Origin of the sequence: Pseudomonas sp. L5B5, from assembly GCF_020520285.1 — a bacterium.
GTDB lineage: Bacteria > Pseudomonadota > Gammaproteobacteria > Pseudomonadales > Pseudomonadaceae > Aquipseudomonas.
In genome coordinates, this window is record NZ_CP084742.1 from 1,167,944 (window position 1) to 1,184,696 (window position 16,753).

Annotated in this window: 14 protein-coding genes; 3 read left to right on the top strand and 11 right to left on the bottom strand. The window is 66.7% G+C overall.

Annotated elements, in window-relative coordinates; genetic code table 11:
- Nucleotides 1-166: 166 nt before the first annotated feature.
- Together LGQ10_RS05360 and LGQ10_RS05365 are read right to left on the bottom strand one after the other, a co-directional pair.
- Complete coding sequence (locus tag LGQ10_RS05360) at nucleotides 167-1,237, bottom strand: AraC family transcriptional regulator (RefSeq protein WP_226524866.1); 1,071 nt, start codon at nucleotides 1,235-1,237, stop codon at nucleotides 167-169.
- Between the two features lie 184 nt (nucleotides 1,238-1,421).
- Entirely contained in the window at nucleotides 1,422-2,438 is a 1,017-nt protein-coding gene (locus LGQ10_RS05365; RefSeq protein ID WP_226524867.1) for a phosphotransferase enzyme family protein, read from the bottom strand.
- A gap of 214 nt (nucleotides 2,439-2,652) precedes the next feature.
- Between LGQ10_RS05365 and fabG the strand changes: the two genes are divergently transcribed.
- Genes fabG through LGQ10_RS05380 form a run of 3 tightly spaced genes read left to right on the top strand, consistent with a single transcriptional unit; the run spans nucleotide 2,653 to nucleotide 6,349 of the window.
- On the top strand, nucleotides 2,653-3,426 hold the full coding sequence (gene fabG / locus LGQ10_RS05370) for a 3-oxoacyl-ACP reductase FabG (protein ID WP_058436770.1): 774 nt from the start codon (nucleotides 2,653-2,655) through the stop codon (nucleotides 3,424-3,426).
- A 29-nt stretch (nucleotides 3,427-3,455) separates the two neighbouring features.
- A complete protein-coding gene (locus LGQ10_RS05375) occupies nucleotides 3,456-5,006 on the top strand; it encodes an APC family permease (protein WP_226524868.1) in 1,551 nt (516 codons plus the stop codon).
- 11 nt (nucleotides 5,007-5,017) lie between these two features.
- Nucleotides 5,018-6,349 carry an aspartate aminotransferase family protein gene (locus LGQ10_RS05380; RefSeq protein WP_226524869.1) on the top strand — a complete coding sequence of 444 codons (1,332 nt, stop codon included), beginning with the start codon at nucleotides 5,018-5,020 and terminating at the stop codon, nucleotides 6,347-6,349.
- 133 nt (nucleotides 6,350-6,482) lie between these two features.
- Here LGQ10_RS05380 and LGQ10_RS05385 read toward each other — a convergent pair whose 3' ends face one another.
- The 9 genes from LGQ10_RS05385 to narH form a co-directional block, all read right to left on the bottom strand.
- Nucleotides 6,483-8,396: an acetate--CoA ligase gene (locus tag LGQ10_RS05385; protein WP_058436839.1), complete on the bottom strand. Its 1,914-nt coding sequence runs from the start codon at nucleotides 8,394-8,396 to the stop codon at nucleotides 6,483-6,485.
- A gap of 194 nt (nucleotides 8,397-8,590) precedes the next feature.
- Complete coding sequence (locus tag LGQ10_RS05390) at nucleotides 8,591-9,286, bottom strand: anaerobic ribonucleoside-triphosphate reductase activating protein (protein ID WP_058436838.1); 696 nt, start codon at nucleotides 9,284-9,286, stop codon at nucleotides 8,591-8,593.
- Entirely contained in the window at nucleotides 9,283-9,450 is a 168-nt protein-coding gene (gene nrdD / locus LGQ10_RS31345; protein WP_058436837.1) for an anaerobic ribonucleoside-triphosphate reductase, read from the bottom strand. Before nrdD ends, LGQ10_RS05390 begins: the two co-directional genes overlap by 4 nt.
- Before the next feature lie 32 nt (nucleotides 9,451-9,482).
- Entirely contained in the window at nucleotides 9,483-11,495 is a 2,013-nt protein-coding gene (locus LGQ10_RS05395; protein WP_264194090.1) for a ribonucleoside triphosphate reductase, read from the bottom strand.
- A gap of 341 nt (nucleotides 11,496-11,836) precedes the next feature.
- Nucleotides 11,837-12,829, bottom strand: coding sequence for a GTP 3',8-cyclase MoaA (gene moaA, locus LGQ10_RS05400; protein ID WP_058436506.1), 993 nt, complete (start codon nucleotides 12,827-12,829; stop codon nucleotides 11,837-11,839).
- A gap of 10 nt (nucleotides 12,830-12,839) precedes the next feature.
- Nucleotides 12,840-13,763, bottom strand: a complete 924-nt coding sequence (locus LGQ10_RS05405) for a peptidylprolyl isomerase (protein WP_058436505.1) — start codon at nucleotides 13,761-13,763, stop codon at nucleotides 12,840-12,842.
- Between the two features lie 10 nt (nucleotides 13,764-13,773).
- Complete coding sequence (narI, locus tag LGQ10_RS05410; RefSeq protein WP_058436504.1) at nucleotides 13,774-14,454, bottom strand: respiratory nitrate reductase subunit gamma; 681 nt, start codon at nucleotides 14,452-14,454, stop codon at nucleotides 13,774-13,776.
- Nucleotides 14,447-15,202, bottom strand: a complete 756-nt coding sequence (gene narJ / locus LGQ10_RS05415; protein ID WP_226524870.1) for a nitrate reductase molybdenum cofactor assembly chaperone — start codon at nucleotides 15,200-15,202, stop codon at nucleotides 14,447-14,449. Before narJ ends, narI begins: the two co-directional genes overlap by 8 nt.
- Nucleotides 15,203-15,204: 2 nt before the next feature.
- Nucleotides 15,205-16,743: a nitrate reductase subunit beta gene (gene narH, locus LGQ10_RS05420; RefSeq protein WP_058435213.1), complete on the bottom strand. Its 1,539-nt coding sequence runs from the start codon at nucleotides 16,741-16,743 to the stop codon at nucleotides 15,205-15,207.
- Nucleotides 16,744-16,753: the final 10 nt, after the last annotated feature.

The window sequence follows — 16,753 nt, forward strand, 5'->3', positions numbered from 1 at the left end:
AGTTCATGCAGTGTCGCCACTGCATGACTGGTCTTTTTTATTGCCCGCCCCAGCCAACTCGCGCCGCCGAGACTCTTCAAGTAACGCTGGAGCAGATTTCCGCACAGGCATCACCACCCAGCAGGAGGGTCGCCACCCTACAGGGCTTACGCTTCAGGGCTGGCGCTCAGGACTGTTGCGCCTGCGGCCCGCGATGGGCCTGGCGCCACTGGATCGGGCTGACGCCGCACCAACGGCGGAACGCCCGGGAGAACGCGCTGATTTCCGAGTAGCCCAGGGCCAGGGCCAGTTCGGAGATCGGCAGGGTCGACTGCTGCAGGTAGTACAGCGCCAACTCCTGGCGCACGGTGTCCACCAGGGCCGAGAAGGTCAGGCCGCTTTCGCCCAGCCGCCGCTGGATGGTCCAGCTGGGGGTCCGCAGTTGCTGCGCCACTTGCTCCAGGCACGGGTAACCCTCGCTGAGCAGGTCACGAACCTGGGCCCGGACCTGGGCAACGATGCCCGGGCGCACCTGGCCACCGTCCGCGGCGGCGAGCTGGTGCAGGCTTTCGAGCAAGATCGCCAGCAGTTTCGGATCGTGCCCGGGCATCGGCCGCTGCAGCACGCTGCGGCGAAACACCAGGGCATTGCAGCGCTGGCCGAACAGCACCGGGGCATCGAACACCTTGCAGTGCTCATGCCAGGCCTCTGGCTGCGGATGTTCGAAATGCACCCGCTCCGGCGCCCAGTTCTGGCCCAGGGCATGGCGCATCAGGTTGGCGAACATGCCCAGGGACAACTCGGCGTCCTGGCGCTTGCGCACGATGGCCCCGTACTGCACCTGGTAGTCGAGCCGACACAGTTCGCCGTCCTCCACCAGCCGCAGCAGGCTGCCCTGCTGGTGCACAGGAAAGGTCCGGACAATGTTGCGCAGGCCCTCGCCCAGGGTGGCCGAGCACATCCCCACATACCCCAGCAGCCCCAGGGAATCGGGGCGGAACTGCTGGCCATAGCGCAGGCCGAAGTTGTGGTTGCCGGTCTGCCGGGCGGCCTCCTCGAACACCGAGCAATACTGGTTCAGGTCCAGGCTCAGGGTCGGGTGCAGCAACTGCTCCGGGTCGATGCCCGCCATGCCCAGGATGCGCTCGGGGTTGCCGCCGTGCAGCTGGATGAAATCGCTCAGGCCCGTGGCGGCCGAAGCCAGGATGCCGATCTGGCTTTCCGGGGGGCGGGTCGTGGACGTCGTGATGAGGGGCACCTGGAACCTCCTAGCACAGTCACCATGGACAGGTAGCTGATCCACGCAAGTTCCATTCCAGATCCCCCCGTTGTCGTGCCTGCCCCCACTCCGTGGCCTCAAGCCTGCCCCTGCCGGCGCTACGGCCGGCGTCGCAGCGACCGGCACTGCACCGGGACGGGGCGTAGCGGTTTGTAACATCGCCTCAATGCCTCGCGTGCGCCAGGACACCCTGCAAGCCGTCGTCCAGGTAGCGCCGGCACAGCCCCAGGGTCTGCTCAACCCATTCGCGGCCCAGGCACTCGACCTGAGCCGTGCCCCGATGGCTGCCGGCCCAGGCCAGCAATTGCAGGCGCCGCTGCATGATCAGGGTCGGCACCATGGCCAGGTCCTCGGTCGCCAGGTGCAGCTCGCGGCTGTAGCCCTGCAGCCAGTTGTCGATCCACTGCGCCAGCTCGGGGTGATGCTCGAAGAAGCTCAGGGCCGCCGCCAGATCATGCAAGTACCAGCCCAGCCCGCAATCGTCGAAGTCGATGATCCGCGTCTGTTCGCCCTGCACCAGCAAGTTGGCCAGGCGCAGGTCGGCATGGATCAGGCCGAAGCGGCTGGGGTCCTGGCCATAGTCGGCCAGGCGCAGGCCGAGCACGTCGACCACCTCGCCGATCAGGGCCCGGGCCCCCTCGTCCAGGTAGGGCCCTTGCTGCCAGGGCCCCCAATAGCCCTCGGGGCCAAGCATGTTCTGGTGGCTCCAGCTCATGCGGGTGAAGCCCTGCGGCTGGTGCCAGCGCCGCGCCTGCTGGTGCAGGCGGGCATTGATCGCCCCCAGCCGGCGGAACGAGGCATTGAGGCCGTGGGGTGCCGGCTCGCTGCCCTCGATCCAGTCGAACAGCACCACATGCCGGCTGCCTAGCCCGGCCAGCTCGACCTGCTGGATCAACTGGCCATCCAGGCCGGCAATCGGGCTGGGTACTTGCAGGCCTTCCTCGCGCAACGCTTGCAGCCAGGCCAGTTCACTGGCGATCTCCTGGTACGAGTGATAGGCCTGGCGATGCACCCGCATCACCGAGCGCCGACGGCTGTTATGCAACAGGTAGGTGGCGTTCTCCGAATGGCTGAGCAGGCGCAGTTCTCCGCGCAGCGACGGGTCATAACGCAAGGCGGCCAGGCTGGCCAGGGGGGCAATGGCGTCCAGGTCGTTGGCGGGGTTCGAGGCAGTCATCATCAGCGCGCTCCAGGGTAGATAGGCCACCACAGGATGCGAGGCGGCCGGCGCGCATCGCTTGACCGCCCAGGGCGAAATCTTGACTCCAGGACACAAGGCGCACGGCCGTCGCCACAGATTTGATATTTCAGGGTAAAAGTTGTGCCGCGCGGTCAAGTGCAACCCACCGTCCGCGCCCCACCATCCAGATCAATCCACGAAAAAGGACTTATCCATGCTCACTTCACTTCAAGGTAAAAGCGTCCTGGTCACCGGCGCCACCAGCGGCATCGGCCTGGGCATCGCCTATGGCTTCGCTCGCCAGGGCGCCCGGGTCGCCATCACCGCCCGCCATGCCGACAAGGTCGAAGCCGTGGCCCGGCGCCTGCGCGATGAAGGCTTGCAGGTCAGCGGTTTCGTCGCCGACGTGGCCCAGGGCGACGCCGTGCGCCAACTGCTGGCCGACGTCGCCGCCAGCCAGGGCGGGCTGGACGTGCTGTGCTGCAATGCCGGAGTGTTCCCCTCGGCCAGCCTCGAACAGATGAGCGAAGACGACTGGGACACGGTCCTGGCCACCAACGCCAAGGGCAGCTTCCTCTGCGTCCAGGCGGCCCTGCCCTACCTGCGCCAGGCGGAGTACGGGCGGGTGATCCTGACCTCGTCGATCACCGGCCCCGTGACCGGTTTTCCCGGCTGGGCCCACTACGGCGCAAGCAAGGCCGCGCAACTGGGCTTCATGCGTACCGCAGCGATCGAACTGGCCCGCGATGGCATCACCATCAACGCGGTGCTGCCGGGCAACATCCTCACCGAGGGCCTGCAGGGCATGGGCCAGGAGTACCAGGACAGCATGGCCGCCTCGGTGCCGCTGCGGCGCCTGGGCAGTGTCGAGGACATCGCCAGCGCCGCCCTGTTCTTCGCCTCCCGCGAAGCCGGCTACATCACCGGACAGAGCCTGATCGTCGACGGCGGCCAGATCCTGCCCGAATCCCTCCAGGCCCTTGCCTGAGGCTTCACCCTTCCTGACGGAGTGCCCCCATGAGCGAGATCTACGCGGACAAGCTGACCCAGCAACTCGATGACTCGACCCGGCCCCGGGAAGTCCAGCGCTTGCGCAAGGACGCCGTGGGGCTGATGGGGGTACTGTTCATGACGGTGGCCACGGCGGCGCCCATCACCGCGATGCTCGGCAACGTGCCGATCGCCATCGGCAGCGGCAACGGCCAGTACGCGCCTGCCGGCTACCTGGTGGCGACCATCATCCTGGCGCTGTTCGCCATCGGCTACGCACAGATGGCCAAGCACATCACCGCCACGGGGGCGTTCTACGGGTTCATTTCCCATGGGCTCGGGCGAGTGGTGGGCATGGCCGCCGGCATCGCCGTGACCCTGACCTACATTGTGTTCGAAGCGGCCCTGGTGGGCATCTTCGCCTTCTTCTGCGTCGACCTGCTGGCCAGCGTCAGCGGCATCCAGCTGCCCTGGATCCTGTTCGCCCTGGCCATGCTGGCGGCCAACGGCATCCTCAGCTACTTCGACATCTCGCTGACCGCCAAGGTACTGGGCGTCTGCCTGGTCCTGGAGATCCTGATGCTGGCGATGATGGCCTTCGCCGTGCTCTGGCACGGTGGCGGTCCCCAGGGGCTAGCGGTGGAATCGATCAATCCGCTCAAGGCCTTCACCCCGGCCCAGGGCGTGATCGGCGCCAACGCCGGCATCGGCCTGTTCTTCGCCTTCTGGTCCTGGGTCGGCTTCGAGTCCTCGGCCATGTACGGCGAAGAATCGCGCAACCCGAAGAAGATCATTCCCCTGGCCACCCTGCTGGCGGTGATCGGCATCGGCGTGTTCTACGTGTTCGTGTCGTGGATGGCCATCGCCGGTTCCGGCCCCAGCGAAGCCATCCGCCTGGCCCAGGACCCGGCCCAGGCCGCCGAGGTGTTCTACGGTCCCACGCGCCTGTACCTGGGCGAATGGGCGGTGAGCCTGTTCAAGCTGCTGGTGGTGACCGGCTCGTTCGCCTGCGGCATGGCCTTTCACAACTGCGCCTCGCGTTACCTCTATGCCCTGGGCCGGGAGAACCTGTTCGACTGCCTCGGCCGCAGCGTGGGCCGCACCCATCCGCGCCACGGCTCGCCCCATGTGGCGTCCACCGTGCAGAGCCTGATCGCCACGGCCATCGTCCTGGCCTTCCTGGTCATGGGCAAGGACCCCTACGCCGACCTCTACGCCCTGCTGGCGATCCTGGGCACCATGGGCATCCTGATCGTCCAGGCCCTCTGCGCCTTCGCGGTGATCTGCTACTTCCACCTGGGCACTCGCCACGTGGCCCAGCGCCACTGGTTCAAGACCTTCCTCGCACCGCTGCTGGGGGGGCTGGGCATGCTGTATGTGGTCTACCTACTGTTCGCCAACCTCAGCTTCGCCGCCGGCAGCGCCGCGCAATCGCTGCTGTTCAAACTGATCCCGTGGATCGTCGCCGCCAGCTTTGCCCTGGGCGCGGCCATCGCCCTGTACTTCCGGCACTTCGACCGGCGCAAGTACCACATCATCGGCAGCATCGTCATGGACGATGAACGCCAAGAGCCCTGAGGAGCCTTGCCATGTTGAAAGTCAACGCCTTCCAAGCCGAACACGCCGACGCCCTCGACAGCGCCCAGCGCGCCATGGTCGAACGGCGCCAGCGCCTGCTGGGCCCGGCCTACCAGCTGTTCTACGAACAACCCCTGCACCTGGTGAGCGGCAGCGGCGCCTGCCTGCAGGACGCCAGCGGGCGCACCTACCTGGACCTGTACAACAACGTCGCCTCGGTCGGCCACTGCCACCCCCGGGTGGTCCGGGCCCTGGCCGAGCAGGCCGCCCAACTCAACACCCACACCCGCTACCTGCACGAGGGCGTGCTGGATTACGCCGAGAAGCTGCTGGCGACCCTGCCCACGGCATTGAGCCAGGCGATGTTCACCTGCACCGGCAGCGAGGCCAACGACCTGGCCCTGCGCATCGCCCGCGACTACAGCGGCGGCACCGGGGTGATCGTCACCCGCTATGCCTACCACGGCATGACCCTGGCCATTGCCGAGCTGTCGCCCTCGGTGGGCGACTACGTGCCGCTGTCCCGGGACTGCCGGGTGGTGGATGCGCCGCTGCACGATCCGCTGCATCCGGAACGGGTGGGCCTGGCGTTCGCCGCCCAGGTGCGCGCGGCCATCGCCGACCTGCAGCGCCATGGCATCCGCCCGGCGGCCTTGCTGGTGGACACCCTGTTCACCAGCGACGGGGTGTTCGCCGATCCACCGGGTTTCCTCGCCCCGGCGGTCGAGGCCATCCGCGAGGCCGGTGGCCTGTTCATCGCCGACGAAGTGCAACCGGGGTTCGCCCGCACGGGCAGCCACATGTGGGGCTTCGAGCGCCACGGCCTGGTGCCGGACCTGGTGACCATGGGCAAGCCGATGGGCAACGGCCACCCGCTCGCGGGCCTGGCCGTGCGCCCGCACATCGTCCAGCGCTTCGGCCAGCACGCCAGCTACTTCAACACCTTCGGCGGCAACCCGGTGTCGGCCGCCGTGGGCCTGGCCGTGCTGCAGGTGATCGAGGAGGAAGGCTTGCAAGCCAATGCCCTGCGGGTGGGCGGCCTGCTCATGCAAGGCCTGCAGAGCCTGGCGGCGGATCATCCGCAACTGGCCGAGGTGCGCGGGGCCGGGCTGTTCCTGGGGGTCGATGTCCGGCAACCGGCCAGTGGCGAGATGGACCCGGCCACGGCACGGCGCATCGTCAACCTGCTGCGTGACGAAGGCATGTTGATCGGGGTTGCCGGGGCGGCCACCAGCACCCTGAAGATCCGTCCGCCGCTGTGCTTCAGCCAGGACCAGGCCGGGCAGTTTCTCGACGCCCTGGAACGAGTCCTGCGGCGCCTCCAAGGGCCACGCCAGCATTGAAGAACCCGCCATGTAGGAGCGAAGCTTGCTCGCGACGGCCGTGAACGGTAGCGCGTATTGACTGGATCAACGCCGCGCTCCGACGCCCATCGCGGGCAAGTCGGAGCGCCGCCCGCTCGCTCCTACAATTTCCTCAAACAACCTGGCCCGGCCCTGCTCCGTAGAAGCCCTGCTCGGCGAACAGCTGGCGCAATTCATCGAGCACCAGGGCATCCTCGATGGTCGCCGGCACCGCCACTTCAGGGCCACGGGCCAGGCTGCGGATGGTCTTGCGCAGGATCTTGCCCGAACGGGTCTTGGGCAAGCGCTTGAGCACCAGTACCCGACGCAGCGAGGCCAGGGCCCCAACCTGCTCGCGTACCCGCTGCACCAGCTCCTGCTCCAGTTGCCCGGGGTCCACCCGGGCATCCTGCTTGAGCACCACGAAGCCCACCGGCACCTCGCCCTTGAGGGCATCGTCCAGGGCTACCACGGCGCACTCGGCCACGGCCGGGTGGTCGCCCAGGGCCTGCTCCAGACTCCCGCTGGACAACCGATGCCCGGCCACGTTGATCACATCGTCGATGCGGCCCATGACGAACACATATCCCTCGGCGTCCACATAGCCGCCGTCGCCGCTCAGGTAGTAGCCGGGAAAGGTCCCCAGGTAGCTGTCGACGAAACGCTGGCGGTCCTGCCACAAGGTATTGAGCACCCCGGGCGGCAAGGGCAGGCGCAGCACGATGTTGCCCGGCTCGCCACAGGGCACCGGCTCGCCCTGGTCATCGAGGACCGCCAGCTGGTAGCCGGGCACCGGCAGCCCGGCCGAACCGGTCTTGACCGGGTAGCCACCGGTGGCGCGCGGCGTGCTGACCACCGGCCAGCCGGTCTCGGTCTGCCACCAGTGATCGATCACCGGGCACGGCAACGATTCGCGCAGCCAGTCGTAGGTGGCCGGGTCCAGGCGCTCGCCGGCCACGTACACCGCCTTCAGGCAGGACAAATCGTGTTCCTGGCGCAGCCGGCCCTGGGGGTCTTCGCGCTTGATCGCGCGAAAGGCAGTGGGCGCCGTGAAGAACACATTGACCCGATGCTCGGCGATCACCCGCCAGAACGCCCCGGCATCGGGGGTGCGCACCGGCTTGCCCTCGTAGAGCAAGGTGGTGCAACCACGGATCAAGGGTCCGTAGACGATATAGGAATGCCCCACCACCCAGCCGATGTCCGAGGCGGCCCAGAACACCTCGCCAGGCTGGGCGTCGTAGACCGCCTGCATGCTGTAGTTGAGGGCCACCGCATGACCGCCGTTGTCACGCACCACACCCTTGGGTTTGCCCGTGGTGCCCGAGGTATGCAGCACGTACAGCGGCTCGCCGGCCAGCAAGGGCACCGGCGGCACTGCCTGGGCATCGGCCATCAGCGTTGCCCAGTCGGCATCCCGGCCTTCGCGCAGTTCGGCGCCGGCCTGGGGCCGGGCCAGCACCACCACCCGGGCCGGTGGCTGGGCCACCAGCTCCAGGGCCTTGTCCACCAGCGGCTTGTAGGGCACCACACGCTCGTATTCGATGCCGCAGCTGGCGGTCAGCAGGACCTTGGGCTGGGCGTCATCGATGCGTACCGCCAGCTCTGCCGCCGAGAAACCGCCGAACACCACCGAATGCACCGCCCCCAACCGGGCACAGGCGAGCATGCCAATCACCGCCTCGGGCACCATCGGCATGTAGAGCACCACCCGATCACCCTGCTCCACCCCCAGCGCCCGCAGCATGCCGGCGCAGCGGGCCACCTGTTCCAGCAGTTGCGCGTAGCTCAGGCGCCGTTGCTGGCCGGTGACCGGGGAGTCGTAGATCAGTGCCAGGCGCTCGCCACGGCCGGCTTCGACGTGCCGGTCCAGGGCCAGCTGGCAGGTATTGAGCTGTCCATCGGCGAACCATTGATACTGCTCGGGGCTTTGCTGTTCGAAGATCTGCCGGGGGAAGTGCGTCCAGTCCAGCAGCTGGGCCTGCTGGCGCCAGAAATCGACGGGATCGGCCTGGGCGTGGGCCAAGGCAGTCAGGTAGGCATTCATTGCGCGATGTCCTGTTCTTGTTGGAGGTTCGATAGGCCGCGCTCGCCGTGCCGGTCAGTCGCAGGCCTGCCCCTATCCTGGGCAGGCGACCCCTTCCCTGCTTGACCTTGCACCACAGTTTTTTGACTCTGCGCCGCGAGCCTCCTGGCAGCCTAGCCGATCCGCTGCCCCGGGCCAGGCCAGCGTGGGGCCGATCAACCGCGCAGTTCGAAATCGGCGAACAGTTCACCCAGGCCCGCCCACAACTCGGGCAACGAGCCCCGGGGCGCCGCCACCGGCAAGTCGACATCGAGCATGCGGGTGGTGCGTACCAGCTGCACCACGAAGCGCCGCACGCCGTAAGCCTGCAGCCGCCGCCCCAGGAGCATGAGCCGCGAAGGATCGATCAGGTGCCAGTGCACCGTGGTCCGGCACTCATGGTCCACACCGCTTTGCAGCAGGTACTCCAGGCTGCGCCAGTTGGCCGCGCCGCTGCCGCGCACACCGGTGATGGCCTGGCAGTCCGCGGCCAGGGACTTGACGTCGAAGCCCACCCAGTCGGCCAATGGCAAGGCCCGGGCCAGGGCTTCGGGCTTGATCCCGGCGCTGTGCAGGCCCACGGCGAAACCCAGCTCCCGGACCTGGGCCATGGCGTCCGGCAGGCCCTCCTGCAAGGTCGGCTCGCCGCCGCTGAACACCACCGCCTCCAGCAACCCCTGGCGCCGCTGGAGGAACGCCAGGACCTGCTCCCAGGGATGCTCATCGGCGCCTCGGGGCGGGATCAGCTGCGGGTTGTGACAATAGCGGCAGCGCCAGGCGCAGCCCTGGCAGAACAGCACGCAGGCCAGCCGCCCGGGGTAGTCGAGGGTGGTCAGGGGCACCAGGCCCCCGACCCGCAGCGTTCGGTTCACGAATGCCCGGCCATGGCCGCACGTTCATTGAAGTGCTGCCGCTCGCGATGCTCGGACTGTTTGCCGGGGTTGAACGCGGCGACGGGGCGGTGATAACCCATCACCCGGGTCCAGACTTCGCAGCGCTGGCGTTGTGCGGTAGGCAAGTTGGCTTGTGCAGTCATGGGAGAAACTCCTTGGTCTTCAGGGAAAAAAATCAGTGCAGGCTGCCCTGCTGCTGCGCCAGCAACAGGGCCTCGTCGCATTTCGGACAGAACTCATGCTCGCCATCCAGGTAGCCGTGTACCGGGCAGATGGAGAACGTCGGGGTCACGGTCAGGTACGGCAGGCGGAACCGCTCCAGGGCCCGGCGCACCAGTTGCTTGCAGGCCTGGGCCGAGGAAATCCGCTCGGCCATGTACAGGTGCAGCACGGTGCCGCCGGTGTACTTGCACTGCAGCTCGTCCTGCAGTTCCAGGGCCTCGAACGGATCGTCGGTGTAGCCCACCGGCAGCTGCGAGGAATTGGTGTAGTACGGCGCCTCATGGCAGCCGGCCTGGAGGATGCCGGGAAAGCGCTTGCGGTCTTCCTTGGCGAAACGGTAGGTGGTGCCCTCGGCTGGCGTGGCCTCGAGGTTGTACAAGTGCCCGGTCTCTTCCTGGAAGCGCACCAGGGTGGCCCGCACGTGGTCCAGCAGGTTCAGGGCAAAACGCCGGCCCTGGGCGGTGTGCAGGCCCATCTGGTCGTCGCTGAAGTTGCGCAGCATCTCGTGCAGGCCGTTGACGCCGATGGTGGAGAAGTGATTGCGCAAAGTCCCCAGGTAACGCTTGGTGTAGGGGTACAGGCCAGCGTCCATGTGGTGCTGGATCACCTTGCGCTTGACCTCCAGGCTCTCCATGGCCAGTTCCATCAGCTGGTCCAGGCGTTGCAGCAGGCCACCGACGTCGCCCTTGTACAGGTAGCCCAGGCGCGCGCAGTTGAGGGTCACCACGCCCAGGGAGCCCGTCTGCTCCGCCGAGCCGAACAGCCCGCCACCGCGCTTGAGCAACTCGCGCACGTCCAGTTGCAGGCGGCAGCACATGGAGCGCACCTGGTTGGGCTGCATGTCCGAGTTGAGGAAGTTCTGGAAGTACGGCAGCCCATAGCGGGCCGTCATCTCGAACAGCCGCTCGGCGTTGTCGCTGTCCCAGGGGAAGTCATGGGTGATGTTGTAGGTGGGAATCGGAAAGGTGAACACCCGGCCCTTGGCGTCGCCGGCCTGCATCACCTCGATGTAGGCGCGGTTGATCAGGTCCATTTCGGCTTGCAACTCGCCATAGGCGAAGGGCATCTCTTCACCGCCGATCAGCGGGATCTGCTCGCGCAAATCCTGCGGGCAGACCCAGTCGAAGGTCAGGTTGGTGAACGGCGTCTGGGTGCCCCAGCGCGACGGCACGTTGAGGTTGTAGATGAATTCCTGGATGGCCTGGCGCACCTCCTCGAAGCCCAGCTGGTCCTTGCGCACATAGGGTGCCAGGTACGTGTCGAAGGAACTGAAGGCCTGGGCCCCGGCCCATTCGTTCTGCAGGGTGCCGAGAAAATTGACCATCTGCCCCAGGGCGCTGCCCAGGTGCCTGGGCGGCCCGGCCTCGACCCGCCCGGGCACGCCGTTGAGGCCCTCGTGCAAGAGGGTGCGCAGGGACCAGCCGGCGCAGTAGCCAGCGAGCATGTCCAGGTCGTGGATATGCAGGTCGGCCTCGCGGTGGGCGCGGCCGATGGCTTCGCTGTAGACCTCGTCGAGCCAGTAGTTGGCGGTGACCTTGCCCGACACGTTGAGGATCAGCCCACCCAGGGAATAACCCTGGTTGGCATTGGCCTGTACCCGCCAGTCCTGGCGGTCGAGGTACTCGTTCATCGAGGCCGCCACCTCCACCAGGGTCTTGCGATCGCGGCGCAAGCGTCCATGCTGTTCGCGGTAGACGATGTAGGCACGCAGCGAGAGGAAGTGCCCAGCGTCCATCAGCACCCGTTCGACCCGGTCCTGGATCTGTTCCACGTGCAGCCGCGGACAGCCTTCCAGATGGGCCAGGACCGCCGCCAGAAGGCCTTCGCTCTCGGCTTCGGCGTACTCGCCGGTAGCCTTGCCGGCAGCGATCAGCGCCTGGCGGATCTTGTCCGCGTCAAACGCCACCAGGCTGCCATCGCGCTTGTGCAGCCGGTTGTGCCCCACTTCGATCAGTGTGCTGTGCATTCATCCTCCTGGCACTACATATAGATGTTTTAAATATTGAAAACACAATATGCAGTGATCTTACGAAGCATAAGGAGGATTGCCCTTGATCGTGATCAAGTATTTTCCGGGTTGGTTTATCTCTGGCTCAAGGCCCTTCCGTAGCCGCCGCCCCGCACCGCGAGGCTGCGTACGAGGCCGCAGGACTCGCCAGGCCGGCAACGCGATTCTGCAGGTGCTGCGAGGTGTCAGGCTTGACGGCCCTGCGGGCCGGTCGCAGCCTCGCTGCGCTTGGCAGCGGCTACAAGACATTTGCCACCTGTAGCCGCCGCCCCGCACCCCGAGGCTGCGTACGTGGCGCGTCAACCCCCGCTCATGTTCATGAAACGCACCAGTTGCACCGCGCCTTGCGGGTCGAAGTCATGGCGCAGCGGCTTGCGCCGCAACGCCTGTTGCAGGGCGTCGATCAGCGGCGCGTCGTCCAGCGGATAACGGCGCAGCAGGCCACGCAAGTCCAGCGAGTCGTCCTGGCCCAGGCACAGCAACAGCTTGCCTTCGACGGTCAGGCGGACCCGGTTGCAGGTGGCGCAGAAGTTATGGCTGTTGGGTGAAATGAAACCGATGCGGGTTCGCGGATGCTCCACCAGACGCAGGTAGCGCGCCGGTCCGCCGCTGTTCTCGGCGCTGTCGAGCAAGGCATGGCGGCTGGCGATCACGCGGCGCACCTGGTCGCTGGAACAGAACGCCTCGCCCCGCGAGCGCCCCACCTCGCCCAGGGGCATTTCCTCGATGAAGGTGATGTCGATGCCCTGGTCGATGGCGTACTGCACCAGCGCCGGTACCTCATCGAAATTGCGCCCCTGCATTACCACGCAGTTGAGCTTGATCCCCTCGAACCCGGCCTCGCGCGCCGCCTCGATACCACGCAGCACCTGGTCCAGGTCACCGTTGCGGGTGATGGCCCGGAAGCGCTGGCCGTCCAGGCTGTCCAGGCTGATGTTCAGCCGGCGCACCCCGGCGTCGGCCAGCGGCCGGGCCAGGCGCTGCAACTGCGTGCCGTTGGTGGTCATCACCAGTTCGCGCAGCCCTGGCAAGGCAGCGATCTGCCGGCACAGCCCGACGATTCCCGGACGCACCAGCGGCTCGCCGCCGGTCAGGCGGATCTTGCGCACGCCCTGGCCGACGAACAGCGTGGCCAGGCGCAGCAATTCCTCCAGGGTCAGCACCTGCTGGCGCGGCAGGAAGGTCATGTCGCTGGCCATGCAGTAGACACAACGCAAATCGCAGCGATCGGTCACCGACAGGCGCAGGTAGTCGATCTGCCGCCCGAAGCCGTCCTGCATCAGCTTGCCCATGGTCCTGCTCCTATTGCACCAGCGGCGAATCGGCACCCTGCAGGCGAATGCCGCGGATATCCGCGGCGCCGACCAGGGTCTGCAGGTACTGCACCACCGCCTTCTGCCACACCCCTTGCTGCAGTTGGGTGCGGATCGCCGTGGCCACCGCCTCGTAAGGCAAGGGCTGGCCCTCGATGCGCTGGTCGACGCTCAGCACGTGCCAGCCATAACGACTTTCCAGTGGCTTGGCCGACAACCCCGGGGCCAGGGTGAACAACTGGCGCTCCAGCTCAGGCACGGTCTGGCCCTTGCTGATCTGCCCCAGCTCGCCCCCCTGTTCCTTGGACGGGCAGGCCGAATACTTGCGCGCCAGTTCTGCGAACTGCTCGGGGAACTGCGCCAGTCTTTCGCAGAGGATCTGCGCCTGGTCCAACGCCTGGCTGCGCGCCTGGGCATCGTCCGGGGCACATTCGAGCAGGATGTGGCGCACGGCCAGCAGCGGCGCGCTGTGAAAGCGTCCACGGTTGCTGGTGAAGTAGCGCTGGCAGCTGGCCTCGTCGCACTCGGGCACCTGCACCTCATGTTCCAGCAGCAGGCGGGTGGCCGCCTCCTCCTGGTTCTCGCCGGCACCGAGCCGGGCCTGCAGGCCCAGCTCGGCGATCCGCTGCTGCAACAGCTCGCGGATCACCAGGGCCCTGGCGGCCATGAACACCGCCTCCTGGCGGTCGGCCGCCGGGTGATATTGCAGCTCCTGGGCCATGGCCTGGGGCTCGATCAGGGTGCCATTGACACTGACCACCGGCCATTCCTGCTCACTGCTGGCAATCAGCTGCGGTGTGATCTCCACCGCCAGCTCCGGGTCCTGGCTAGCCGCCTGGGGCGGGTGCACCGCCGAGGAGGAACAGCCGCCATTACCACCACCATTACCGCCACATCCGCATCCACTGGTCATGGTCGCCTCCTCAGGCTTTCTGCCGCACGATTTGATAACGCCGCCCCAGGTACCACACCGGCGCACTGACGATGTGCACCAGGCGGGTGAAGGGGAACAGCACGAACAGGGTCAGGCCCAGCAGCACATGCAGCTTGTACACCAGGCTCACCGGGGCGATGGCCGCCGCCGCTTCCACCGGCCGCAGCAGCACGGTGTGCTGTGCCCAGTCGGCGAGCATCACCATCACCGAACCGTCCATGTGTCCGGTGGAGGCGACGATGGTCAGCAAGCCCAGCACCAATTGGGCCAGCAGCACCAGCAGGATCAGGATGTCCGAAGGGCTGGAAGTCGCCCGCACCCGCGGATCGCTCAGGCGCCGCTTGATCAGCAGCACCAGGCCCAGCAGGCACAGGAGGCCGAAGAAGCCGCCGGAGACCATCGCCAGCAACTGCTTGTGCTCGGTGCTGATCACATGGTGATAGACCGAGGCCGGGGTCAGCAGGCCGACGAAATGCCCAGCCAGGACGAACAGCACGCCGATGTGAAACAGGTTGCTCGCCAGCCGCATGCCACGGCTGGAGAGCATCTGGCTGGAGCCGGCCTTCCAGGTGTACTGGGACAGGTCGAACCGCGCCCAGCTGCCCAGCAGGCAGATCGCCAGGGCCACATAGGGGTACACCCCGAACAGCAACAGGTTCCACTTAGACATTACCCACCTCCCCGGCCGGCTTGCGGGCCAGCCCTTGATCCTGAAAATCCACCCAGTGCAGCGGCACCGCGCTTTCCTCCCGGGGCTTGCCCGGCGCACTGGCCTGCCCGGCACAACGGTCCTGCTGTTCGGCCTGGAGAAAGTCCACCGCCTCTTCCTCCCAGATCTTGTCCAGGGCCTCCAGGGAATCGTCGCGCTGCTCCGCCGCCACCTGCTCGCGCAAGTCGGCCACGGCCTGGTGCGGTTCGGCGCCGGCAATCTGCAACAACGCACGGAAGCAGCTGGCATACAGGCTCTCGCGTTCCTCCAGGCGGGCCGCCAGCAGTGCCAGCAGGTGCGCGACATCGGCCAGGCCCTCGCGCGCTTCCAGCTCATCGCGGGTCGACAGGTATTCCAGGTACAGCGGGATGTAGTCCGGCAGCTCCTTGACGCCCAGGGCGAAACCCGCCGCCTCGTACTGGGCCAGCAGGTCGACCATGGCCTGGCCACGGTCGCGGGATTCGCCATGCACATGCTCGAACAGCAGCAGCGACAGCGAGCGGCCCCGGCCGAACAGGGCGCCGTAGTGTTCCTGGCGGTCCATCAGGTCGTTGTTGCTGATCAGTTCCAGCAGCTCGAACAACCCCCCGCGCTGGCGCGGGCTGATTTCCCGGGCCTGGATGATCGCTTGTTCCAGCTCGTCACGGCCGTCGACCAGCTCCTGGGTCGGGTAGTCGAGCAGCAGTGAAATCACCTTGAGAATGCGCATGGTCAGTCCTCCCACAACTGGACGGTCTTGATGATGTCGCGGCGGTTGGCCTTCTTCGCGCCGAACAGGTTGGTGTCCGAACTGCCGCTGCAACCGCTGCCGAAACTGAAGCCGCAGCCCGAACGTTCGGCGAAGGCGTCACTCATCGCCTCCTCGCGATGGGCACTGGGCACCACGTAGCGGTCTTCGTAGTTGGCAATGGCCAGGTAGCGGTACATCTCCTCCACCTGGGCCACGCTCAGGCCGACGTCGGCCAGGACCTGCAAGTCCGGCGTGCCCTCCACCTGTTCCGAGCGCTTGTAGGCGCGCATGGCCAGCAGGCGCTTGAGCGCGCGCCTGACCGGTTGTTCGTCACCGGCGGTCAGCAGGTTGGCCAGGTAGCGCAGCGGGATGCGCAGGCTGTCGACATCCGGGATCACCCCGCTCATGCCCACGGTGCCGGCTGCGGCAGCGTTCTGGATCGGCGACAGCGGCGGCACGTACCAGACCATCGGCAAGGTGCGGTACTCCGGATGCAAGGGCAGCGCCAGCTGCCAGTCCACGGCCATCTTGTACACCGGCGAGCGCTGCGCGGCGTCGAGCACCGATTGCGGCACGCCATCGGCCAGGGCCTGGCGGATCACCGCCGGGTCATGGGGATCGAGGAAGATCTCCAGCTGCTTCTGGTACAGGTCCTGCTCGTTGGCAGTGCTGGCCACTTCGCTGATGCGGTCGGCGTCGTACAGCAGCACGCCCAGGTAGCGAATGCGCCCGACGCAGGTCTCGGCGCAGACGGTGGGCATGCCGGCTTCGATCCGCGGGTAGCAGAAGATGCACTTCTCGGACTTGCCGCTCTTCCAGTTGAAATAGATCTTCTTGTACGGGCAGCCGCTGATGCACATGCGCCAACCGCGGCACTTTTCCTGGTCGATCAGGACGATCCCGTCTTCTTCACGCTTGTAGATCGCCCCGCTCGGGCAGGACGCCGCGCAGGCCGGGTTCAGGCAGTGCTCGCACAGGCGCGGCAGGTACATCATGAAAGTGTTTTCATACTCGCCGTAGATGTCCGCCTGGATCTGGTCGAAGTTGCGGTCCTTGCGGCGCTTGGCGAACTCGCTGCCCAGGATTTCCTCCCAGTTGGGGCCCCACTCGATCTTTTCCATGCGCTTGCCCGACACCAGCGAACGCGGACGCGCGGTGGGCTGGTGGTTGCCCGAAGGCGCGGTGTGCAGGTGCTGGTAGTCGAAGTCGAACGGCTCGTAGTAGTCGTCCAGGCCAGGCAGCTCGGGGTTGGCGAAGATATTCGCCAGCACCCGGAACTTGCCACCGATGCGCGGGTTGATCGAGCCATTGGCGTTGCGCACCCAGCCGCCCTTCCACTTGTCCTGGTTCTCCCATTCCTTGGGGTAGCCGATCCCGGGCTTGGTCTCGACGTTGTTGAACCAGGCGTACTCCATGCCTTCGCGGCTGGTCCAGACGTTCTTGCAGGTGACCGAGCAGGTGTGGCAGCCGATGCATTTGTCCAGGTTCAGGACCATGCCGATTTGCGAACGGATCTTCATGACTGCACTC

Bases quoted from the DNA above. Each gene is read 5' to 3' on its own strand.
- LGQ10_RS05365 (WP_226524867.1), bottom strand. From the start codon at position 2,438: ATGATGACTGCCTCGAACCCCGCCAACGACCTGGACGCCATTGCCCCC.
- fabG (WP_058436770.1), top strand. From the start codon at position 2,653: ATGCTCACTTCACTTCAAGGTAAAAGCGTCCTGGTCACCGGCGCCACC.
- LGQ10_RS05375 (WP_226524868.1), top strand. From the start codon at position 3,456: ATGAGCGAGATCTACGCGGACAAGCTGACCCAGCAACTCGATGACTCG.
- LGQ10_RS05380 (WP_226524869.1), top strand. From the start codon at position 5,018: ATGTTGAAAGTCAACGCCTTCCAAGCCGAACACGCCGACGCCCTCGAC.
- LGQ10_RS05385 (WP_058436839.1), bottom strand. From the start codon at position 8,396: ATGAATGCCTACCTGACTGCCTTGGCCCACGCCCAGGCCGATCCCGTC.
- nrdD (WP_058436837.1), bottom strand. From the start codon at position 9,450: ATGACTGCACAAGCCAACTTGCCTACCGCACAACGCCAGCGCTGCGAA.
- LGQ10_RS05395 (WP_264194090.1), bottom strand. From the start codon at position 11,495: ATGCACAGCACACTGATCGAAGTGGGGCACAACCGGCTGCACAAGCGC.
- moaA (WP_058436506.1), bottom strand. From the start codon at position 12,829: ATGGGCAAGCTGATGCAGGACGGCTTCGGGCGGCAGATCGACTACCTG.
- LGQ10_RS05405 (WP_058436505.1), bottom strand. From the start codon at position 13,763: ATGACCAGTGGATGCGGATGTGGCGGTAATGGTGGTGGTAATGGCGGC.
- narI (WP_058436504.1), bottom strand. From the start codon at position 14,454: ATGTCTAAGTGGAACCTGTTGCTGTTCGGGGTGTACCCCTATGTGGCC.
- narJ (WP_226524870.1), bottom strand. From the start codon at position 15,202: ATGCGCATTCTCAAGGTGATTTCACTGCTGCTCGACTACCCGACCCAG.
- narH (WP_058435213.1), bottom strand. From the start codon at position 16,743: ATGAAGATCCGTTCGCAAATCGGCATGGTCCTGAACCTGGACAAATGC.